21 protein-coding genes and 1 tRNA gene are annotated in these 20,856 nt (G+C 48.2%); 7 read left to right on the plus strand and 15 right to left on the minus strand.

The features are described 5' to 3' along the window. The first annotated feature begins 13 nt into the window (after positions 1–13). Positions 14–475, plus strand: coding sequence for an ASCH domain-containing protein (locus AC0MA3_RS09640; RefSeq protein WP_474656252.1), 462 nt, complete (start codon positions 14–16; stop codon positions 473–475). A 105-nt stretch (positions 476–580) separates the two neighbouring features. On the opposite strand, the gene AC0MA3_RS09645 is transcribed toward AC0MA3_RS09640, so the two are convergent. From AC0MA3_RS09645 to AC0MA3_RS09655, 3 genes are all read right to left on the minus strand, one after another. Continuing rightward, positions 581–733: a hypothetical protein gene (locus tag AC0MA3_RS09645; RefSeq protein WP_379155435.1), complete on the minus strand. Its 153-nt coding sequence runs from the start codon at positions 731–733 to the stop codon at positions 581–583. Between the two features lie 201 nt (positions 734–934). Then, positions 935–1,552, minus strand: a complete 618-nt coding sequence (locus tag AC0MA3_RS09650; protein ID WP_474656012.1) for an NUDIX hydrolase — start codon at positions 1,550–1,552, stop codon at positions 935–937. Positions 1,553–1,565: 13 nt separating this feature from the next. Further along, entirely contained in the window at positions 1,566–2,519 is a 954-nt protein-coding gene (locus tag AC0MA3_RS09655; protein WP_379155429.1) for a TRM11 family SAM-dependent methyltransferase, read from the minus strand. 416 nt (positions 2,520–2,935) lie between these two features. Here AC0MA3_RS09655 and AC0MA3_RS09660 point away from each other — a divergent pair, with 416 nt between their 5' ends. Then, complete coding sequence (locus AC0MA3_RS09660) at positions 2,936–4,291, plus strand: dipeptidase (RefSeq protein WP_474656013.1); 1,356 nt, start codon at positions 2,936–2,938, stop codon at positions 4,289–4,291. 138 nt (positions 4,292–4,429) lie between these two features. Here the strand turns inward: AC0MA3_RS09660 and AC0MA3_RS09665 are convergent. The 3 genes from AC0MA3_RS09665 to AC0MA3_RS09675 all read right to left on the minus strand — a co-directional run bounded on the left by AC0MA3_RS09665 (position 4,430) and on the right by AC0MA3_RS09675 (position 7,850). Then, positions 4,430–4,503, minus strand: a tRNA-Gly gene (locus AC0MA3_RS09665). 74 nt (positions 4,504–4,577) lie between these two features. After that, positions 4,578–6,701 (minus strand): putative bifunctional diguanylate cyclase/phosphodiesterase, encoded by a 2,124-nt coding sequence (locus tag AC0MA3_RS09670; protein ID WP_474656014.1) that lies wholly within the window; start codon positions 6,699–6,701, stop codon positions 4,578–4,580. A gap of 186 nt (positions 6,702–6,887) precedes the next feature. After that, entirely contained in the window at positions 6,888–7,850 is a 963-nt protein-coding gene (locus AC0MA3_RS09675) for an aldolase catalytic domain-containing protein (RefSeq protein WP_379155421.1), read from the minus strand. Between the two features lie 238 nt (positions 7,851–8,088). Between AC0MA3_RS09675 and AC0MA3_RS09680 the strand changes: the two genes are divergently transcribed. From AC0MA3_RS09680 to AC0MA3_RS09695, 4 genes are all read left to right on the plus strand, one after another. After that, positions 8,089–8,331 (plus strand): FeoA family protein, encoded by a 243-nt coding sequence (locus AC0MA3_RS09680; protein WP_474656015.1) that lies wholly within the window; start codon positions 8,089–8,091, stop codon positions 8,329–8,331. Continuing rightward, positions 8,328–10,340 (plus strand): ferrous iron transport protein B, encoded by a 2,013-nt coding sequence (gene feoB, locus AC0MA3_RS09685; RefSeq protein WP_474656016.1) that lies wholly within the window; start codon positions 8,328–8,330, stop codon positions 10,338–10,340. Before AC0MA3_RS09680 ends, feoB begins: the two co-directional genes overlap by 4 nt. 44 nt (positions 10,341–10,384) lie before the next feature. Next, positions 10,385–10,579, plus strand: coding sequence for a FeoB-associated Cys-rich membrane protein (locus tag AC0MA3_RS09690; protein WP_474656017.1), 195 nt, complete (start codon positions 10,385–10,387; stop codon positions 10,577–10,579). 95 nt (positions 10,580–10,674) lie between these two features. Continuing rightward, positions 10,675–10,812: a hypothetical protein gene (locus AC0MA3_RS09695; RefSeq protein WP_379155412.1), complete on the plus strand. Its 138-nt coding sequence runs from the start codon at positions 10,675–10,677 to the stop codon at positions 10,810–10,812. Positions 10,813–10,958: 146 nt separating this feature from the next. Here AC0MA3_RS09695 and AC0MA3_RS09700 read toward each other — a convergent pair whose 3' ends face one another. From AC0MA3_RS09700 to leuB, 5 genes are all read right to left on the minus strand, one after another. After that, a complete protein-coding gene (locus AC0MA3_RS09700; RefSeq protein WP_474656018.1) occupies positions 10,959–12,458 on the minus strand; it encodes a leucyl aminopeptidase in 1,500 nt (499 codons plus the stop codon). Positions 12,459–12,596: 138 nt separating this feature from the next. Further along, on the minus strand, positions 12,597–13,700 hold the full coding sequence (locus AC0MA3_RS09705; protein WP_379155409.1) for an ATP-binding protein: 1,104 nt from the start codon (positions 13,698–13,700) through the stop codon (positions 12,597–12,599). 342 nt (positions 13,701–14,042) lie between these two features. After that, positions 14,043–14,450, minus strand: coding sequence for a hypothetical protein (locus tag AC0MA3_RS09710; protein WP_074085833.1), 408 nt, complete (start codon positions 14,448–14,450; stop codon positions 14,043–14,045). Positions 14,451–14,674: 224 nt separating this feature from the next. After that, on the minus strand, positions 14,675–15,214 hold the full coding sequence (locus AC0MA3_RS09715) for a peroxiredoxin (RefSeq protein ID WP_474656019.1): 540 nt from the start codon (positions 15,212–15,214) through the stop codon (positions 14,675–14,677). A gap of 241 nt (positions 15,215–15,455) precedes the next feature. Continuing rightward, complete coding sequence (leuB, locus tag AC0MA3_RS09720) at positions 15,456–16,538, minus strand: 3-isopropylmalate dehydrogenase (protein WP_474656020.1); 1,083 nt, start codon at positions 16,536–16,538, stop codon at positions 15,456–15,458. 263 nt (positions 16,539–16,801) lie between these two features. On the opposite strand from leuB, the gene AC0MA3_RS09725 reads away from it, so the two are divergent. Further along, positions 16,802–17,782: an aldo/keto reductase gene (locus AC0MA3_RS09725; protein ID WP_474656021.1), complete on the plus strand. Its 981-nt coding sequence runs from the start codon at positions 16,802–16,804 to the stop codon at positions 17,780–17,782. A 177-nt stretch (positions 17,783–17,959) separates the two neighbouring features. On the opposite strand, the gene AC0MA3_RS09730 is transcribed toward AC0MA3_RS09725, so the two are convergent. The 4 genes from AC0MA3_RS09730 to AC0MA3_RS09745 are packed head-to-tail and all read right to left on the minus strand — an operon-like array spanning position 17,960 to position 20,592. Continuing rightward, positions 17,960–19,051, minus strand: a complete 1,092-nt coding sequence (locus AC0MA3_RS09730; protein WP_474656022.1) for a DUF4097 family beta strand repeat-containing protein — start codon at positions 19,049–19,051, stop codon at positions 17,960–17,962. Between the two features lie 19 nt (positions 19,052–19,070). Then, positions 19,071–19,568, minus strand: a complete 498-nt coding sequence (locus AC0MA3_RS09735) for a hypothetical protein (RefSeq protein WP_379155391.1) — start codon at positions 19,566–19,568, stop codon at positions 19,071–19,073. Positions 19,569–19,597: 29 nt separating this feature from the next. Beyond that, entirely contained in the window at positions 19,598–20,053 is a 456-nt protein-coding gene (locus AC0MA3_RS09740) for an anti-sigma factor family protein (protein ID WP_474656023.1), read from the minus strand. After that, positions 20,050–20,592 (minus strand): RNA polymerase sigma factor, encoded by a 543-nt coding sequence (locus AC0MA3_RS09745; protein ID WP_379155385.1) that lies wholly within the window; start codon positions 20,590–20,592, stop codon positions 20,050–20,052. Before AC0MA3_RS09745 ends, AC0MA3_RS09740 begins: the two co-directional genes overlap by 4 nt. Between the last annotated feature and the right edge of the window lie 264 nt (positions 20,593–20,856).

Raw genomic sequence — 20,856 nt, forward strand, 5'->3', positions numbered from 1 at the left:
ACTGGTGAAGATCATGCAGGAAAACCCTGCCATCATTGAATATTGGAAGGCTTATCTGGAGGAACATCCTGAGGCGGAAGCGTTATACGACAGTGCCTGGTCATTTGGGGACAATGCACGGTTAGCCGATGAGCTGCTTGCACTAGTGCTGCAGGGAGTCAAGACCGGAACAGCCATGAATTATGAGCTAAATGAGTTACGCGGACTGCCTTTGCCTTTTATCGGCGGGCATTCCATCTTGCTGGACAGTCAGGGTGTCCCGCGCGGAATAATCAAAACCACAAAATGTGAAATCACCCCTTTTCACGACGTGACTCCGGAGTTCGCCTATTCCGAAGGGGAAGATGACCGTACCCTGGAATCATGGCGGTTTCATCATGAGGCGTATTTCTCTAGAGAGATGGAGGCTTACGGTATGACTTTTGATCCAGGCATGCGGGTCGTCTGCGAGAATTTCGAACTGGTATTCCGCTAATAAACACAATCACGCACAAATCAAAAAGGCTGCTTCTCCTTCACGGAGAGGCAGCCTTCATTGTATAGTTTCAATTTGGTAGAAGTTGTTGCTCTGCTGTAAGCTCTAGTGCAAAAAAACCATAACCCAGCCTATCACTGATATCCATAAAGGAATGCTGATGAGGATGCCCCATACCAGGCCATTGGCAATGTTGCCTTCTGCAGGACGTGTCATGCCTTCCTGCGTAAGCGGAAGTCTCAATTCTTCTTGTTCCATGCGATCCCCTCCTAAAATATCTATCGTCACAGTAGAGGAAAAAATGTAGACCGCTCGGCCCAAAAAGTTAAATTATCGAAGGTTTTTTAGATATAAAGGCTCAGCGGATTTGTTTTGCAAAGGCTTTCATAATTATCATTAACCAGTTTTTTACTCAATTAAAACTTATATTTCACTTATTCATACATTATATGCATGGTTCTAGTCCAAAATGACCGGTTTTTCGGGATTTCGCAGAAATTGGAACATTGTTCGCAGCTGCTGCTTTGTATTGCGTTCTTCCGAGAGTTCCGGCAGCTCATCCTCGCCAAAAAAGCCCACCCCGCTCGTCTCAACGCCCTCAACCGCTTCACCGCCAGTAATCCGGCAGAGAATAAACATTTTGTAGATATGATACGGTTCAGGGGGATGATGATGGAACTTCTTGTCAAGCACCGCCAGCAGCCGCACAGCCTCAGCCTTATAACCAGACTCCTCAGCAATTTCCTTGACGACTACCTCACTAGGCGAAAGTCCGATATCGGCCCATCCTCCGGGAAGCGCCCAATTGCCGTCCAGCTTTTCACGGACCATCAGAATTTTATCCTCACGGAAAATCACGCCGCGGACATCAACTTTAGGTGTAGCATAGCCCTCTTCACTGGCAAAAGCGAGTCTAATCTTCTCCTTACCTTCAAAGGTATAGTTGGCGAGAATATCCACACTCAGTTCCCGTAAGGCCTGATAACGTTCAATATCATAGACATCCTTGGCATATGTAAGTCCTGTCTGGGCAATCGCCTGTATTTCTTTGGCCCAGGTTAACCATTTCTGCTCCATTACAGCTCCTCCTTTACTCACAAAGCATCAAATGCCGGGAGAACGCACCTTTCTTCGCTATACAGCGGTCGATAATGGTGAAGCCTGCCTCTGCTATCATCTCGTCCACCGCTTCAATGGCGACAATGACGACCCGGTCAGCAATACGGCGGGTATGGACCAGGATCGCAAGCTGCTCTTCGGGTGTAATCCGCGAATACAAGTTGTAGGGCATATCTACAATCGCTACATCATAATGATCTTCAATGTCTGCGATGTCTCCCAGTGTAACGGTGCTGCTGAACCCGAAATGAGCAATATTCGTACGGGCACCGGCAACAATTTGAGGATTAATGTCACGGCCAACGATATCAATGCCCATCGACAGCGCTTCTACCATTACCGTGCCAATCCCGCAGCAAGGGTCAATAGCCCGCACACCAGCAGGATGCGGAATAGCCATATTAACAGCCGCTCTTGCTACACGCGTGCTAAGGGCAATCGAGTAGCTGCGCGGCTTTTTCATCTGCCGGAACCAGGTGGCTTTATTCTTGTGATAGGTACCGAAATACCAGCGTCCGCCCAGTGTTACTATTCCGTATACCAGCTGCGGATGATTCACATCTGCTTCACCTTCGATACGCATGCCAATTTCCCGCTCAATCACTCTGCGTTCATCATACTCAATTTTTTCAGCCGGGGACAAATCGTTTGTCTTCACAAAAATCACTTTGAATGACTGGCCTTCCACTTCTACCTGCTCCGTCTGTTTATAGATCTCTTCCAGGCTATCCCCGGCATACATGACGTCAATCCGTTCCTTAATAAACGGGCTACGGCTAACATCTACTTCAATATCGCTCTCAAAAATCGCTGCCGGAATATCACGGTCAAATAAGCATCGCAGTTCCATGCCGCACAAGGATTCTTCATCCCCGGTGCAGGCGTAAGTATATATGTAAGTTCTTGTATTTGAATTCAATGACACTCTCTATTCCGCTCCTATCGTTTACAATAATCAGTATACTCCATTTATCTCCAACCCGGTCTAAAATTTGCCGTGTAATCGTGCACTCTTCCAGCGTAGACAACTGCCGGATATCCTCCAGCCGGTGACTCTTTGTATGGTCCAAGATGATTACATCCATGTAACTATAGCAAGTAATGGCGCCTTCTTGCTGCTTAAGCTCACTAAGTCTAGCATGGTTAATGAAGGTAATCAACAACCTGAAAAGAACTATAACAGTAGACCTATAAGATAACGGATCCTTTGATCCATCATGACTTCTCCAGTATAATGGAGGCATTACACTGCCAAAAAAAGACTGCGGCACTTGCCGTTATGCCAAGCCGGGTGATACAGCCGGTTTTTTGCAGCGAAATCCAAGGAGGTACATACCCACTATGTCTTACGAAACTTATTTTCAGTCGGAGCGTGAAGCTCACCTGGCCGAACTGAAGCAATGGCTGACAATTCCCAGCATTTCTGCTCTCTCTGCCCACAAAGATGATGTACTGTCTGCAGCACACTGGCTTCTGGATACTCTGAAACGCGCCGGGTTGGAGAATATTGAGCTTCACCCCACAGCAGGCCATCCTGTTATCTATGCCGATTATCTGCATGCTCCCGGCAAACCAACCATTCTGGTCTACGGCCACTATGATGTACAGCCGGTCGATCCGCTTAACTTATGGACAACCCCGCCATTTGAACCGGAGATCCGTGACGGCAAGCTGTATGCGCGTGGAGCAACCGATGATAAAGGCCAGGTATTCATGCACATCAAAGCCATTGAAGCTATCCTGAAGCAGGAAGGCACTTTACCGGTCAATATTAAGCTGTGCATTGAAGGTGAAGAGGAAATCGGCAGCGCCAATCTCCCGCCTTTCCTGGAAGCCAGTAAGGACAAACTGGCAACGGATGCCGTGCTAGTCTCCGACACCTCCTTGCTGGAGCGCGGACGCCCTGCGATCTGCACCGGTCTTCGCGGCCTCTGCTCGCTCGAAGTTACCGTAAACACCGCACTGACCGATCTTCACTCCGGTTCCTACGGCGGGGGTGTACCCAATGCGCTTCATGCACTGGTCTCTGTGTTAAGCTCACTCCATGATGACAAGGGCCGGGTCGCAGTTGAGGGCTTCTATGATGGCGTTCCTGAGTTATCTCCGCTATTGCGTGAAGAATTCGCCAAGCAAGGCGTGGATGAAGACAAAATTAGAGCAGGACTTGGCCTGGAGCAGCTGTATGGCGAAGAGGGCTTCAGCTTTGTGGAGCGTGTTGGCGCACGGCCCACGCTTGAACTGAACGGTGTCTATGGCGGATTCCAGGGTGAAGGCAGCAAGACCGTTATTCCTAAAGAAGCCCATGCCAAAATCACCTGCCGCCTTGTCGGTGACCAGGACCCGCAGCATATCCTGGATGTCATCGAAGCCCATCTGAAGGCCAATATCCAGACTGGAGCGAAGATCCAGGTGAAGCAGATGGAGAAAGCCCGCGCCTTCAACATCGACCCTTCCCATCCAATCCTGCAAACAGCAGCGGATGCCTATGGCAAAGTGTACGGTACCCGCGCTCTCTTCACTAAAGATGGCGGATCCATACCGATCATGGAGAGCTTTTCCCGTATTCTGAAAGCACCGGTAGTACTGATGGGTTTTGGTCTGGACGACGAGAACCTTCACGCACCGGATGAGCACTTCAATCTGGAGAACTTCGATAAAGGTCTGCTGACCATTGTCGAGTTCCTGACAACTGTCTAAGCAAGTCCAGCCCAGTACAATAAAAGCCAGGGAATCCCCAGCATTTCGCGGAGACCCTGGCTTTTTATTCGGACTTTAAACCCGAAATATACGCAAATAAAAAATCCTTGCATAACAAGGATTTCGGAGTTTGTAAGTTGGAGCGGGTGATGGGAATCGAACCCACGCTATCAGCTTGGAAGGCTGAAGTTCTACCATTGAACTACACCCGCATTGGGTAGTGAAGACAAAAAATATTGTATCATTCCCAAGAATAAAATGCAACCCTTTGGAATCTGCTTACTTGTTAAGAGGGCATTCCCAGCGAAGATTTTAGAAAAAACATTTCGAATTCAGCAGCCCGGACCGGCTTGCTGAACAAATATCCTTGCGCCTCATGACAATGCTGCTGGCGCAGGAATTGCAGCTGCTCCTTGTTCTCCACACCTTCTGCCGTTACTTTCAGCTTCAGATGATGGGCCATAGACGTTATAGTCGATACAATAGCTGCGTTATTGGAGTCCTCCATTACTTCTGACACGAAGGAGCGGTCGATCTTCAGCCGGTCAATCGGCATATCCTTCAGATAATGCAAGGAGCTGTAGCCGGTCCCGAAGTCATCAATACTAATAAAAACCCCGAGTCTCTTCAACCGGTTCAGTTGATCAAATGCAGTTTCTTTATCCAGTGTCATACTCTCTGTAATCTCAAGATCCACATAAGAAGGATCGAGCCCTATATCCTGTAGAATAGCATCGATTTTACCCGCGAGATTCGGCTGCAGGAATTGGCGCATAGACAGGTTAATGGAGACGCAAATGGGGCGGTAGCCTGCATTCTGCCAGATTTTATTCTGCAGGCATGCTGTTTTGAGCACCCATTCCCCGATCGGAACAATCAGCCCGCACTCCTCGGCAATAGGAATGAAGTCCACTGGGGATACCAGTCCACGCTTTGGATGATTCCACCGCAGCAGTGCTTCCATGCCCACAATTTCTTCGGAATCCAGCTGAACTTGTGGTTGATAGACCAAATAGAACTCGTCCCGTTCAAGCGCCCGGCGCAGATCATTCTCCAGCTTCAGGCGCTCCTTCGCTTTCATCTGCATAGCAGGTATGTAGCGGCGGATTTCTACGCCCTGGTCCTTGGCATTGTGCACAGCAGTATCGGCATTCTGAATGAGCTCTTCTGCTGTATCTCCGTCACCGGGGTAAATACTCATCCCCAGACTGAGTGAGATATGGTATTCTCCTGATTCGAGCTCCACCGGTGTTTCGAATAGCTTCAAAAGTTCATCCGCCCGAATCAGGCAACTCTCTTCGCCAGTCCGGCCCGACATAAGAAAAGCAAATTCGTCCGCTCCCATGCTGAATAGTTCCTCATCCACATTCACTTCATTTCCAATACGTTTGGACACCAGTTGAAGTAAAAGATCCCCGGCGTAATGGCCAAGAGAGTCGTTGATATTCTTAAAATGATTAATATTCATAATCACAAGTGCAGCAAATCCTCGGCTATTGTCACGTTCACCCTGGATCACGATTTCTTCCATCCGCTGCTTAAGCCGGCGTCTATTCGGTAGTCCAGTAAGGTCATCATGGTAAGCCAAATAGTTAATCCGGGCTTCAGCCTGCTCATTTTCTTGAAAAGGTTCTTCGATCGTAAGCCGGTAGACTCCCTTTAACAGGAGGTAATAGGCCACCCCACTGCAAAACATGCCAAACAAGTAATCCATTTCCCCTACACTTAGCGGATTCATAAAGAATACTTGTCCGAGAGCAAAAAAGATCAATGAGCGGATAATAATCAGGAGGGAGGCTGACTTGTCTGCTTTGCCAGGGTATACGATAAGCGCTACTGCAAGCAGGTATACAAAAAGAACAGCCAGATCCATCAGATGCTGCAGACCAGAGACCCATGAATACCCCGATATCCACGGAGCGAGCATGTAGCCCACAATGAACACAGTCGAAGCTACCAGGATCATTCCAAAGGAAATCCGGAATACCTTATGTTTGTCTGCGGCCGCAACCGGTTTATCTGCCCTGCTGAAAATCAATAAGATCCCCAGTGCGCTGGCCAGACGGGAGAAGGTGAGCAACCAAAGAGATTGTTCAGCATTTATATAGGAAGATATCGCAGGAATGCCTGCAAAGCTAAGCGTGTGCAAAAAGTCTAAGATACAGACACCCAGGAAAAGAGCAGACGTGTACAGTCTTGCCTGGGATAGGCGGTTAGCGAAGAATAGCCAGCCCTGTGCAAAAATCGCAAATGCGAAGGCCACATTGCAGCAGCCAATGATAAGATAGAGTGCAGACAGTATATCTTTATCTTCTATATTCCCAAGCGGCGTCCGAAAAATTTGAATCAGAAGGAACAGCACGGCCCCTAGAATCGCCGCATGAATGGTCTTTTTCTCTTCTTGTCTCATAGGTCCCTCGCGTCTGAAATTGATATCTATAGTAAGTGAATGGATATATTTATGTCCTATGTATAAATATCGGTTTGGTAGTCCCCTAAAGTTACATTCAGCTACATATAAAACAAAGAAAAACAAAGATAAAAAAATAAAAAGCACGTCACCCTGTTGAAGAGTTCAGTGCTTCTTATGAAGCCTTTATTTATCTCCAAAATTCACTTCAGGCGTGGTCAGTTTGTCATAGAATTCGACTGCTTTGTCTTTCTCCTCTGATGCACGCAGCGCCATTGCAGAACGCGGATGCTCATCCAGTGTTCCAGTAATCATGTACGGGATAATGTAACCCCATTCTTCCTTCTCGCGCAGGGGAATCATCAGCCGTTCCACAATATCGAGTACAGGACGAAGTGTGTATTTGGTATTCTTCAAATGAGTAACCAGCAGTTCAGTTGGACAGTTGCCGGCAGCACGCCCCATCCCGTAACAGGAAGCATCCAGCAGCTCTACACCCTTCTCGGCAGCTACTAGTGTATTGGAGAAAGCCAGCTGCAGATTATTATGGGTATGTACACCCAAACGCTTATTCGGCAGGTGGGTCTGGAACTTTTCCACCAGGTAATGAATGTCTTGATGATCCAGACTTCCGTAAGAATCCACAATATATACAACATCTACAACGCTCTCGCGGATCTGCTCGAAAGCCTCCAGCAATTCGTTCTCCATGACATTCGATAATGCCATAATATTAATGGTAGTCTCATAACCTAGATCATGGAAGGTCTGCACCAGCTGAAGTGCCTTGTCTACATCCTTGCTGTAGCAGGCTACACGGATCAGATCCAGCATACTTTCACTACGCGGCAAAATGTCATTCTCATCTACCCGTCCGATATCCACAAGCGCAGAGAGCTTGGTATGACCCTTCTGCGGAATTACTTTTCTAAGAAAATCATCATTCAAAAAACGCCAAGGGCCCGCCCCCTCAGCTCCTTTTAGCAATTTGGGTGAATTCTTATACCCGATTTCCATATAATCAACACCGGCTTCATTCAGACCGGCATACAGATTTTGAACAAATTCAACGCTGAAATCCCAGTTATTCACAAGTCCCCCATCACGGATGGTGCAGTCGACAATTTTGCTCTGATTACTCTTGACCATTGTGTTCTCCCTTCAACTATAACCATCATTATTCCGCCAGGACAGTCTTCCTGTGCAGTCATTATCGTTCAATCATACTGAGCAAAGAAACAATTGTAAAGGAAATTTGAGATTATTTTCATAACCCTTTTCACCACAGGTGCGCTATGACAAATATCACTGCAAAAATACACAAGAAATGCTACAGTACAAGAAAACAATTGAGATTGATTATCAATCTCTCTCAGGGGGTTTAAAAATGGCTTCAACATCCTGCTCCTTACTGCGCTTAGAACCGGGCTCAACGTGTTCAATCCAACGAATTGAAGGAATGAACCCCATCTTGCGGCGCCGCTTGGCTGATCTTGGGGTGTATGAAGGCGTTCTGATTCGTCTGAAAGGGAAAGGACCTTTTCTGGGTCCCATTACCCTCGAATGTAACGGTCAACTGTTCGCCATCCGCCGGAAGGAAGCTTCCAGGATTGAGGTGAACGTCTCATGAGTTCAATAGCCCTCGTAGGCAATCCAAATACTGGTAAAACCTCTCTCTTCAATACATTGACCTCTTCCTATGAATACGTGGGTAACTGGGCAGGTGTAACGGTAGAGAAAAAAGTCGGCAGCCTGAAGAATGGTGCAGGCAAGCTCATAGATCTTCCAGGTATATATTCTCTGCATCCCCTCTCCCGTGACGAGGGTGTGGCCACACAATATTTACTTGAGGAATCCCCGGAAGCCCTCATTAACATCGTTGACGCCTCCCAGCTCGAACGGAACCTGCTGCTCACGCTTCAACTGCTTGAATACGGCAAACCTACTGTCCTGGGACTGAATATGATTGACGTGGCTAAAGCACGCGGTATTTCGGTCAATCCTGAAGTGCTGCAATCACACCTTGGGATTACCGTGCTTCCGCTGATTGCCAGAACCGGCAAAGGCAGCGGACAAGTACTCAGTATTTTGGAGAAAGCCTCTGCCATTCCCCGGGTAACCTTCAAACTGGATTACGGCGAATTGGCCGAGAAAGCCATTACTTCTATAGAAGAAGAATTGAAGACTATTCAGGGACTGCCTAATCTGCGCTGGATTTCCCTTCAACTGATGGAACAAAATCCGGTGGTTCTCGAGCTGCTCAAAAAGCGCATAGATACATCCCGTCTAATGGCTATCTGCGACAGCTGTCAAAGTGAACTGCAGAACCGCAAGCTGGCCTTGACGCTGCCCCAATGGATTCGTTCGGTCCGTATGGACTTCATCCGCTCCCTATGTGCAGCTGCAATGGATACAACACTTCTCAAGCCGCATAATCTGACTGAACGGCTGGATGCGATCCTGACTCATCGTTTCCTCGGGCTCCCGCTGTTCATCGTCTTCATGTACGCCATGTTCAAAACAACCTTTGACTGGATTGGCGGACCATTATCCGATATGCTGGATGGCCTGATCTCCGGCCCCATCAGCGATGGAGCGAATTCGCTGCTTCAGACGATCGGGGCTTCAGGGTTTACACATGCACTTATTGTTGACGGAATCATTGGCGGAGTTGGCGGCGTATTGGTATTCGTTCCGCAGATTTTCATTCTGTTCCTGATGATTTCTTTTCTTGAGGATTCCGGCTATATGGCGCGTGTCTGCCTGCTGATGGACAGTACGATGGAACGCATGGGCCTGAACGGTAAAGCCTTTATTCCTTTTATTATCGGCTTCGGCTGTAACGTTCCTGCGATTATGGCCGCGCGCAGTATTGAACAGCCTAAGGAACGTATGCTGACTACACTCCTATTGCCACTAATGTCCTGCTCCGCCCGTTTACCGGTATATCTGCTGTTTGCGGCAGTATTCTTCCCGGCCCAGCAGGCGACTGTCGTACTTTCGATGTATGTGCTCGGCGTTGTGTTTGCCCTTATTTTGTGCAAATTGTTCTCCAAATATCTGTTCAAGAATGAATCTTCCGTCTTCATTATTGAACTGCCTCCTTACCGCATGCCGCAGATGAAGACACTAGGACGCAGCACCTGGGAAAAAGGCAAAGGGTTTCTGCGCAAAGCAGGAACGATTATTCTCGCCGGTTCGGTTATCATCTGGCTGATGTCCTACGTTGGTCCTTCCGGATTAAATGTGGATATGGATAACAGTTTCCTGGCTAAATTTGGCGGTATGATTGCTCCGCTGCTGCATCCGCTTGGATTCGGCACGTGGCAGGCCGGTTCCACACTGGTTCCTGGGTTCCTGGCCAAAGAGGTAGTGGTATCCACCATGAATATTATCTATCATGCCCCGGATGCAGCCGGACTGGAAGGCCAGATTTCACAGGTCTTTACTCCGCTCAGCTCGGTCAGCTTCATGGCTTTTATCCTGCTCTACACACCCTGTCTGGCTACTGTTGGGGTCATCAAGAAAGAGACAGCTTCATGGAAATGGACCTTTTTCTCCATAGGATATTCCGTTGCACTGGCATATATTGTTGCACTGGTCATTTTTCAAGGCGGCAGCTTATTGGGATTGTCTTAAATCTGGTATACCCAAAGTTACTTGAGCGAAAGCGGGGAACGATAATGTTAATAAATATCTTAATTATAGCGCTTGTATTTGGTTATTCCGGCTGGATGATCTACCGTCACGTGCAAAAGGGCAAACAAGGGGCTTGTGCCGGCTGTGATAAAAGCAAGACCTGCGCAGGCGCTTCGTCAGACTCTCCATTCTCCTGCAGCGTAGGACCTGCAGATACCAAACATTCGGCCAAAGCTTGAACAGCTAATACAAACAGATTCGTTTAGGATCCCTGGGATGCGGGTATGTTACTAATAAGCAACTACAGCCAGACCAACCCAAGGAGGGAATACACATGAATACCAAAAAGACATTATGGACTACAGCAGCACTTGGAGCAGCTTACCTGCTTCGTAACAAGGATGCGCGTAATAAGGTCATGAATGGCATTTCGTCAATTACTTCCCAGATGAGAAGCAAGAAGAACATCTAACCGGAATGTTGGAACAGATTGGACAATGCTTATAGTTATTATAACAAGCCTGAAGGATTCTTATATCTTGGCAAAAAAGCCGCCAGACCTTGGAATATAGGTCTTGGCGGCTTTTTTCTGTAATCGCCTTGGAATTGACTTAACGTTCATGAATGAAGCAAGTAGTGCAAAAGTGTACGCACCATGACCCCGGTTGCCCCCTTAGGATTCACTCCGCGTTCTTTGGACAGAAATGCCGTTCCGGCAATGTCCAGATGAATCCACGGCAGCCCCTCTGCAAACTCGCCGATGAACAACCCTGCCGTTGTGGCTCCCCCGTATCTCCCGGCGGCATTGCGGATGTCTGCCACCTCACTTCGCAGCATTTCCCGAAACTCGGGATACACCGGCAGCCTCCAGATTCTCTCTCCAGCTCTCAACGAGGCTATCTCTAATTTCTCCATCATCGCCTCGTTATTCGTCACAGCACCTGTAGCAATATCACCCAGAACCGATACTACGGCGCCTGTCAGGGTCGCTACATCAATGATCCGTTCCGCCCCCCATTCCAGGGAATAAGTGAGTGCGTCAGCGAGCACAACCCGGCCCTCAGCGTCGGTATTTAGTATTTCAATGGTTCGTCCGCTAAGCGTTGTCACTATATCTCCTGGCTTGAAGGCATTAGCTGCCGGCATATTCTCCGCGGATGGAATTACCATGACCACGTTAATCCGCGGACGCAGCGTTCCAAGCGCATCCATTACCCCTAGTACAGTTGCTGCCCCACCCATATCGCTAATCATGTTTTCCATGCCCGGCGCTCTTTTCAGCGAAATGCCACCCGTGTCAAAAGTAATCCCTTTGCCGACAATTGCTGTAACGTTCTCCCACTGGCTTGCCCCCTGGTAACGGATGACGATCATCCGTGGTGGATGCACACTTCCCTTACCGACGGCAAGCAGGCCCCCCATACCTTTTTGCTCAATTTCCTGTTCATCCAGAACTTCAGCAGGGAATCCGTGCCGCTCAGCAATTTCTATCGCTGCCATAGATAGCGCTGAAGGTGTCAGCAGATTTCCGGGAAGATTAGTAAGCTGGCGTGCCAGATTGGTGGCATCCCCAAATGCTTTTCCCAGCTTAATCCCTTCCACCCATTCCATAGACTCTGCCGTCTCCGCTTGCCGTTCCATATGCAACACAGCAGACTCCAGACCTTTGTATACCGGCTGTTCCCGCTTGTAGTGCTTCCGGCAGTAACTCCCCAGAGCAAGACCCTCCGAGATTGCTTGACTGGCCTCTTCAGCCCCAATAGCAGTCAACTGGCTCCATGTGTCTGGAATCTGAACAATGAGTTTGTGTACTTTCAATCTGAGTGCAGCACGAGCCGTCTGGGCAGCCAAAAGACGGAGTTCCTCCTCTCCTAGCAATCCACTACCGCTGCCTGCCAGAATGACAACCGGAAGTTCTGGCAGGCTTTCTATAGGAAGGACGTAGGTTTGGTTCAGCTTACCGCTGAATAATCCGGCTTTTGACAGCATACTTATTTGTCTTGACCATTGAGCAGACGTATGTCCCCCTTCACATTCTGCCTCAGGCATAATGATGCATAAGGCATCACCTTGTAGTGATTGTGACAAGCTGCCACTACTCCAATGAATATTAATCATAATCCCTCCTGGTTCATCCAATGATACTTATCTACAATAACGCAACGAGGCTGATCTCCCACACAGACGTTGCTGCGCGGGAATCAGCCTCACATGAAATTTATTTTAATACATGAGTGTATTACCTGAATTATTGAATTACTGAATCAGCGGTAGCGAAATAACAAAGCAAGTGCCCTCGTTAACCCGGCTGCTGACCGATATGCATCCGCCATGGTTCTTGATAATCCGGTCGCTGACGGACAAACCGAGTCCAGTCCCATTTTCCTTCGTGGTGAAAAAAGGATTGAACAACCTGTCCAAGGTGCAAATATCCATCCCTTTACCATTATCAGAGATAGAAATACGAACCTCTGCACCTTCTCTGCGTGCCCGAAGCTCGATCTTTCCTATGGCATCATCAACCTTATCCGTAATCGCTTCCATCGCATTTCTTATCATATTAAGAACGACCTGCTTCATCTGCTTGATGTCGCCGGAGATGATCATATCCTCCTGAAACGGATGAAGCTGGATCTCGCAGCCTTTCATTAATGCTTCACTTTCGGTAAGAAGAACAACTTCCTTTAGAAGTCCCGACACAGAGATCATGGCAACTTGAGGTACTGAAGGTTTGGAGGACATGAGAAATTCATGAATAATATCATTGGCCCGGTCAATCTCCGCTAATATGATCTTGGCGTATTCCTCCTTGCCGAGTTGATGAAGATGGGGATGCAGCAATTGAATAAACCCGCGAATCGCTGTTAGCGGATTACGGATCTCATGAGCAATCGAGGCAGATAATTTGCCCAGCATTACCAGACTGTCGTTCTGATATGCTGTTTGTTCAATCATCTTGTAATCGGAGATTTCCTTGAACGTGAACAGATAACAGCCCTTCATTTGCTCGCCGCTGCTTAGTGTCACTTTCCAATACCTGCCGTATTCATCTACAAACTCATAGCTTGGCTTACCCCTCTTCATTATTTCACGGTATCCGCGCAGTACCTGTTTCTTCTTGAATCGGTTCATCTGGATATTCGATAATAAATGAATCATAGTGCAGCCCAACAGCGAATGTCTGCTCAGTCCCAGAATGCTGTACATTTGCTTATTCACAAACGTTAGCACACCTTCTTCATCAAAAAGCATGATTCCGCTGTCCATTTGCTCGAGTACATCCTCATATGTAGTGTTCATCGGTCCAGTATGAAACGTTCTTGCCGGCAAAAGCAAGCTTTCCTGATATTGGCTTATCACGATACGAAGTTCCCCCTTTTACTGCATTTGACGAAGACGCTTAAGCGACATCAAATTACTATGTATTTGAGTATATGACGAAGCCGCCAGAACATTCGGAAATCGTATTATATTATCCAACCGTTTCAACTATATTCCAATCATATCCAAGTGAAGCAGACAACGCAATCAGAGAAACTGTCGAATTACAGATTTATTCTTAAAATGATTCTAAAGACACACATAATCCCAATATAAAACCAGTTTCCCCTTTCGGGTTGCTTCCCAAACCGTAAAAAAGCCTTCGCTTCAGCGAAGGCTCTGTGATCTGCATATTGGTTTACTGGAATAACAGCCCGTTTGTTAGGCTTTTTGCTGTAAGCGGTGACGCCGTTGACTCATCACAGCGAGACGTTTCTTAAGCTCCCGCTCCCATTTGGTATCTTCAATCTGCTTGGCCACAGCCAGCAGGTCAAGGGCCATATCTATCTGGCTGCGCACGATGTGCAGCGGATCTTCACTCTCTACATTGATGACATTCTCGAAAATGGCTTCCTCGTCTTCCATAACATAATCCTGGAAATCAACATCTGTTACGCCGTCACCATGGGCATATTCAGCAAGAATTTCATATTCATTTTCCACTTTATAATGTACCTCAACCCGATGGCAGACCGGGCAAAAAAGCAGGGGAACATTATGGACTTGCGTGCGATAATGCTTTAGGGTTCCCTTCGTTCCAACCATACTCGCTCCACAGCAAAAGCTCATTTTTGTTCACCCTCCTTGGTATTTTACATTGATTTAATATTATATTACAAAATAGCAGTAGAGATTCCTCGCCTTGAAGCTATTATATTAACCTTTGTGCCCATTTTCAAACGAAAGTCAGTTACCTATGGGCTATTTGGTGCAAAAAACCCCCTCGCCGGCAATTACTCCCGCAAGGAGGTTCTTTAAATATCTCAAAGATCGGTGCTTATGCCAACCCTTGCTTACAGATTCTTATCGCCAGGTTTCCAGTTCATGGCGCATAGTCCGCCTGATTGCAGGGCTTGCAGAACACGGAGAGTTTCTTCAACACTACGTCCTACATCATTGTGGTTAACTACCTGGTATTTCAGTTCGCCATCAGGATCGATGATGAACAAACCGCGCAGTGCAATTCCTTCTTCTTCAATCAGGATACCATAATCGCTGGCAACCTTCTTCGTAATATCAGATGCGAGCGGGAAGTTGATCGGGCCAAGACCGTTTGCATCCTTAGGTGTGGTGATCCATGCCTTGTGGCTGTGGACTGAATCGATGCTCACACCAAGAATTTCAGTGTCAAGAGCTGCGAAATCAGCTGCTGCATCGCTAAGTGCTGTGATTTCCGTAGGACATACAAATGTGAAATCAAGCGGATAAAAGAAGAATACAAGCCATTTGCCGCGATAGTCGGACAAGCTTACCTTACCGAAATCCTTACCGTCGCCCGTTACGGTCTCCATTGTGAAATCTGGGGCTGGTTTACCTACCAAACGTTCTGCCATTGCTTAAATCCTCCTTTGAGTATGTAAGAAAAACAATTGTTGAAATCCACTTCCAGTGCAATATGCTTTTCTTGATTGGATGAGTTGGTCAATACGTGTTGCTGTATACCAAATGTTATCATCGTACAAAATTAAAGTCAATATTGCAGTCATTATTTTTTTATAATTATTATAAATAAGCAACTTTCTGTGAAGTTTATTGTTTTTCTGCGTCATAAGGAGAACAAGCTGCTCTAGTATCCTAGGCTTTACGGATAGCGGCCACAATAAGATCGCCCATCTCTGTAGTGCTGATGGCCTTACTCTTGTCGACAGCGATGTCACTAGTGCGGTGTCCGGCATCGAGCACTTCTGCCACCGCTGCTTCAATGGCCGCTGCTGCTTCCTCATAACCAAAGGTCAGGCGGAACATAAGCGCGAGTGACAGAATCGTAGCGATCGGATTCGCCAAGCCTTGTCCGGCAATATCAGGTGCAGAGCCATGTACCGGTTCATACAGGCCGTAGCTGCCCTCACCCAGCGATGCTGAGGCAAGCATGCCAATGGATCCGGTCAGCATCGCTGCTTCATCACTCAGGATGTCACCAAACATATTCTCGGTTACAATAACATCAAAGCTGGAAGGACGACGCAGCAGCTGCATAGCGCAGTTGTCCACGAGTACATGCTCCAGTTCTACCTGCGGATATTCGGGAGCAATTCTGTTCACGACCTCACGCCAGAGGCGCGAAGTTTCGAGGACATTCGCCTTATCGACACTTGCCAGCTTGTTGCGGCGTTTGCCGGCAATTTCAAAGGCTTGGCGAACGATGCGTTCCACTTCGGTAACATTATATACGCAAGTATCCACTGCTTCTTCGCCGAATTCACCTTCACGGCGCAGCTTCTCTCCGAAATAGATACCGCCTGTCAGCTCGCGGACTACCATAAGGTCTGTGCCTTCCAGCACCTCAGGTTTCAACGTTGACGCATCCTTCAGGCAATCGAATACGACAGCCGGACGCAGATTAGAGAACAACCCCAGCGCCTTACGAATACCCAGCAGTCCTGTCTCTGGACGGAGCTCTTTCGGGTTGTTATCCCATTTCGGTCCGCCGACTGCACCCAGCAGCACCGCATCCGCTTTGCGGCAGATCGCCAGCGTGTCCTCCGGAAGTGGTGTTCCCCGTTCATCAATGGCGATTCCGCCAAAGAGTGCCTCCTCGGTTTCAAACGCATAACCGAACAATTCTTCCGTTTTTCTGAGTACTTTCAACGTTTCTGCCACAACTTCAGGTCCGATACCGTCCCCGGATATCACTGCGATTTTTTTAACCTCACTCATTCCCGTCACTCCTCTGGTTTCTGCTGTTCGCAGACATAGTTCTTCTGTATATTGTTGTATCATACCTACGGCCAAAGGACAAAGATATAGATTCTATGAAAGTGATAGGCCCAGCCTATAACGCTATCATTCACCTCGTACTATCCATTCCCTTCCCGGTCGGCCCTGTCTGATCATTTGCTCTTGTTTATTAGGTTGTTTACAATAAGTATGTACTTATGAATGTATGGTTTGACCATTACATGTAGAGGAGTTGTGGTGAGATGCAGTATGCAAAGCTTGGCAAATCCGGTATGAATGTAAGCCGTCTCTGTCTCGGGACGATGAATTTTGGTCCAATTACGGATGAAAAAGAGGCTTTCCGCATTATGGACGCCGCATTGGATGCGGGGATCAACTTTTTTGATACCGCCAACGTGTATGGCTGGGGCGAGAATTCCGGACTGACCGAGACGATTATCGGCCGCTGGTTCAAGCAGGGCGGAGGCCGGCGGGAAAAGGTTGTACTGGCCACCAAAGTCTATGGAGCTATGAGCGACAAGCTTGACGGCCCTAATGATGAAAGCGGTCTCTCCTCCTATATTATCCGCCGTCACCTGGAGGGCTCACTCCAACGCCTTCAGACTGACCACATCGAGTTGTATCAGATGCATCATGTAGATCGGAGTGTCTCCTGGGACGAGCTGTGGAGCGCGTTCGAGCTTGCAGTCAGCCAGGGGAAAATCGGCTATGTCGGCTCCAGTAACTTTGCCGGCTGGGATATTGCAGTAGCCCAGCAGGAAGCTAAAGCCCGGGGGTTCTTGGGGCTTGTATCTGAGCAGCATAAATACAGCCTCACCTGCCGCCTGCCGGAGCTGGAGGTACTTCCTGCATCCCAGAACCTCGGTCTGGGAGTCATCCCTTGGAGTCCGCTCGACGGAGGGCTGCTTGGACGCAATGCGCTCAAGAAAATCGAGGGCAGCCGCAGCGGTGGTAATGCAGAACGGGTAGAACAATACAAGAACCAGCTTGAGGCTTTTGCCGAACTCAGCCAAGAGCTTGGCGAACCCCAAGACAACATTGCGCTGGCTTGGCTGCTGGCGAATCCGGCAGTCACGGCACCAATCATCGGCCCGCGTACCATGGAGCAGTTCGAAAGTGCGCTGCGCAGCCTGGAAGTCGTTCTGGACGAGTCCGTACTCAAGCGTCTGGATGAGATCTTCCCTGGCCCTGGTGGTGCAGCGCCAAAGGCATATGCCTGGTAGGCACGAATTCCATGCGAGGACGAGTCGTGCTTGCGGCTGATGGAGAAGATACCCTTCTTTAACCTTCCGCAAAAAAATAAGCTGTTGTACATGGCATTTACTCTGCCAAGTACAACAGCTCTTTTTATCCGTATCCTATTTTGCCTGCACCACGAATGTTCAACTATATGTCCATCCTTATTCTGCTGTATCCACGGTTACAGATCCGTTACTGGTGGACAAGGAAACTTTGTGCGTCCCGCTCCCGAGCACGGCGGTTCCGTGACTGTTGTCATCACCCTTCCAGCTGACATCTCCTTTGAGCGAGCCATTGCTGGTATCTGCAGTAATCGTTGCATCGTTAGCAGCCGGCAGACTCACTACAATCTTGCCATTGCTGGAAGAGCACTCCCATTCACCGGTAATCGGCGAGTTAATCGTGATCTTGCCGTTGCTGCTCTTCGCGTACAGCGAACCGTCGATATTGCCGAGATTCAGAGCGCCATTGGAGCTAACCAGCTTCACTTCACCCTGCACATTCTGCACAGTCAGTGTTCCATTGCTCGTGTGTGCATCCACGCCACCGGCCACATCATGAATATCCAATGTTCCGTTGCTGGTATCCAATTCTACACCTGACTGCAAATTGCCAGCTTCAATCGATCCGTCACTGGTTTCAACCACTACTGCAAGATTGCTGGGAAGATTAACATTCAAATAGGGATCTTTGAGATTAAATCCAATATGAATGTTGGAGAGCCAGCCCGATTCCCCTTCCAGCTTCATGGTCAAGGTGTCTCCTTCGGCTATGACTGTCCATTTCTGTTCGAGTGTGCTTGAAGCTTCACTTTCCGATTTCCCCGGCACTTCCAGCTTACCCTCATAGTCAAGAGTGCTGCCATCCACACCGCTTAGCTTTACCTTACCGTGCGGCAATTCAATCTTCACCTTCTTGATCCCTGCCTGCACATCCACTGTTCCATTTACTGGCACAATCTCTGTGTTACCGAAAATCCCGCTGAGCGAGCCATCGGCCAGCACCCTCTGGGCCCCGCTTGCGGCAACCAACACCACAATCAGGACAATAGCCCAGCCGCTGACACGCGTTTTGACATCGGACTTCACAAATATGCGGAGCAGGGTCTCCAGCCCGAACAATATAAGCAGCGCAGGCCAGAGATAATTCAGCGCCTGGTAGGTAACCACATCAAATTGGGCTAGTACGATGATAACCCCCAGCATGATGCATCCCAAGGCTGCGGTAAAGCTGCCGATCTTCCATCTCCCCATTGTTCATATCCCCATTTCTTTATACTTTTGGATTTTTCTTCAGCATTCTTAGTCCATAGCCGATCAGGCCCAGCGACAATAGAATGGATCCGATATTCATATCGGTGAGCAAATCCCAGAGCCCCGGGAAGGTAGTAACAATCAGCAACAGAATACCCGCTGTTACACAGCCAAAACCGACCCAGACCGGATTCACATCTTCGTTCGGATACGCCACGCTTCCAGGCATGCCCATACTCCATGGAGCCCCATAGCTGTCAGGATGGAACATCATACGTTCATGCTCTTCGGCAGATATTTTCATCCACGCCGCTTTTTGAAGAGCATCAAATAATTGATAGAACCACAGCGCAGCCAGAGCAAACGGAAAAATGGTTGGCATGGAGGGGATAAAGATAATACAAAGGGATGCCCCGACCATATATTCCAGCCCCAATTTTTTGAAGCCTAAATACAAATGCCCTAGTCCCGGAATCATAGCCAGAAGAAAAGTGAGCCAACGTCTTTTTTTGATCATATAATATCCTCCCATTTGAAGTTGTTTAATTATTCATTTGATCCATCAGGGTTAAGCCAGGCGCTGACCGATGTGGACATATGTCCATTAATTTCTGTAATGCCATAGGCCATATCCTTAAATACCCCAAGCTGCAGCAGCAGGAAGGTCAAGCCGACCGCAACCCCATAGTGTACCCAAGAGGTTTTGGGAGCTGTGCGGCGTCTAACCATAGTTGCTCTGACCGCCCGTTCCCGGCGCCCCGATTCCAGCTGTTCAATTTGCGCCATTACATCGGCAGTAATATCCGGAAAGGCAAATGTATCCAAGGACTCTTGTCCATTCTCCATTTCGTTCCATAACGCAGACATTTCTCTTGCTTCTTCCAGCCACTGTGCGCATTCGGGACAAGACTCGATGTGCAGACGGATTCTCAGCTCCGCTTCCGGAGACAGCAAGTTTTCGATATAATGCGGCATCCATTCTTTTACTGTTGCACAATTCATCGCCATTCCTCCCCGTTTTTACGCATCATCTGTCTGGCCCTGTACAGCTGTGACTCTACTGTTTTTACTGAAACGCCTTTCTGCTCGGCAATCTCCTGATAGGAATGTCGCTGAAAATAATACATCTGCACGACCGACCGGTACGGTTCTGTGAGATGATTCAGATTCGCGCCTAGCGCTTCCGACGCTTCCTTGCGGATCAGCACATGCTCAGGCGTCTGCGATGTTACCCAATCATTCTCCGTATAATCGGCTGTACTGCGGTGCCGCCATTCCCTGTCATTGGCCCGTTTCCAGTCCAGACATGTCCGGTAAGCAATCCGGTACAACCAGGTGGAGAATGAAGATTGCCCTCTGAAGGAAGGGAGCGCCTTGTAGGCTTTGATGAAGACTTCCTGGGCCATATCCTTGGCTGACTCAGCTTCTCCTGTAATTTTGATACATACCCGATACACCATGCCTTGATAACGCGACACCAATTGCTCAAAAGCCTGATGCTGCCCATTTAGCACGGCTGATATCCACTCTGCCTCTTCCAAGTCGTTCTCCCCTCCTTCAGCTTCATAATATTAGACGACAGACTCCGGGCTTCCCCTGCAAAGGTTTCTATTTATTTTTTTGAAGGATCAATAATCCAGTTTATCCGCCTATTCTCTGGTAAATATGGTGAACAACATACTTACTCATTGTACCGGGTATTCCGCCTTCCTCCAAGCGCTATGATGTTCTTAGAAAAACAAATAAAGCCATCCAAACCGCAGAGTCAATCTACGGCCTGAACAGCTCACATCAATAGTTAGTCA

The organism is Paenibacillus sp. LS-5 (genome assembly GCF_056121505.1).

What these genes read in the sequence shown, in the direction of transcription:
- AC0MA3_RS09640 (WP_474656252.1), top strand. Translation starts at nt 14, where the DNA reads ATGCAGGAAAACCCTGCCATCATTGAATATTGGAAGGCTTATCTGGAG.
- AC0MA3_RS09645 (WP_379155435.1), bottom strand. Translation starts at nt 733, where the DNA reads ATGGAACAAGAAGAATTGAGACTTCCGCTTACGCAGGAAGGCATGACA.
- AC0MA3_RS09650 (WP_474656012.1), bottom strand. Translation starts at nt 1,552, where the DNA reads ATGGAGCAGAAATGGTTAACCTGGGCCAAAGAAATACAGGCGATTGCC.
- AC0MA3_RS09660 (WP_474656013.1), top strand. Translation starts at nt 2,936, where the DNA reads ATGTCTTACGAAACTTATTTTCAGTCGGAGCGTGAAGCTCACCTGGCC.
- AC0MA3_RS09670 (WP_474656014.1), bottom strand. Translation starts at nt 6,701, where the DNA reads ATGAGACAAGAAGAGAAAAAGACCATTCATGCGGCGATTCTAGGGGCC.
- AC0MA3_RS09675 (WP_379155421.1), bottom strand. Translation starts at nt 7,850, where the DNA reads ATGGTCAAGAGTAATCAGAGCAAAATTGTCGACTGCACCATCCGTGAT.
- AC0MA3_RS09680 (WP_474656015.1), top strand. Translation starts at nt 8,089, where the DNA reads ATGGCTTCAACATCCTGCTCCTTACTGCGCTTAGAACCGGGCTCAACG.
- feoB (WP_474656016.1), top strand. Translation starts at nt 8,328, where the DNA reads ATGAGTTCAATAGCCCTCGTAGGCAATCCAAATACTGGTAAAACCTCT.
- AC0MA3_RS09690 (WP_474656017.1), top strand. Translation starts at nt 10,385, where the DNA reads ATGTTAATAAATATCTTAATTATAGCGCTTGTATTTGGTTATTCCGGC.
- AC0MA3_RS09695 (WP_379155412.1), top strand. Translation starts at nt 10,675, where the DNA reads ATGAATACCAAAAAGACATTATGGACTACAGCAGCACTTGGAGCAGCT.
- AC0MA3_RS09700 (WP_474656018.1), bottom strand. Translation starts at nt 12,458, where the DNA reads ATGATTAATATTCATTGGAGTAGTGGCAGCTTGTCACAATCACTACAA.
- AC0MA3_RS09710 (WP_074085833.1), bottom strand. Translation starts at nt 14,450, where the DNA reads ATGAGCTTTTGCTGTGGAGCGAGTATGGTTGGAACGAAGGGAACCCTA.
- AC0MA3_RS09715 (WP_474656019.1), bottom strand. Translation starts at nt 15,214, where the DNA reads ATGGCAGAACGTTTGGTAGGTAAACCAGCCCCAGATTTCACAATGGAG.
- leuB (WP_474656020.1), bottom strand. Translation starts at nt 16,538, where the DNA reads ATGAGTGAGGTTAAAAAAATCGCAGTGATATCCGGGGACGGTATCGGA.
- AC0MA3_RS09725 (WP_474656021.1), top strand. Translation starts at nt 16,802, where the DNA reads ATGCAGTATGCAAAGCTTGGCAAATCCGGTATGAATGTAAGCCGTCTC.
- AC0MA3_RS09730 (WP_474656022.1), bottom strand. Translation starts at nt 19,051, where the DNA reads ATGGGGAGATGGAAGATCGGCAGCTTTACCGCAGCCTTGGGATGCATC.
- AC0MA3_RS09735 (WP_379155391.1), bottom strand. Translation starts at nt 19,568, where the DNA reads ATGATCAAAAAAAGACGTTGGCTCACTTTTCTTCTGGCTATGATTCCG.
- AC0MA3_RS09740 (WP_474656023.1), bottom strand. Translation starts at nt 20,053, where the DNA reads ATGAATTGTGCAACAGTAAAAGAATGGATGCCGCATTATATCGAAAAC.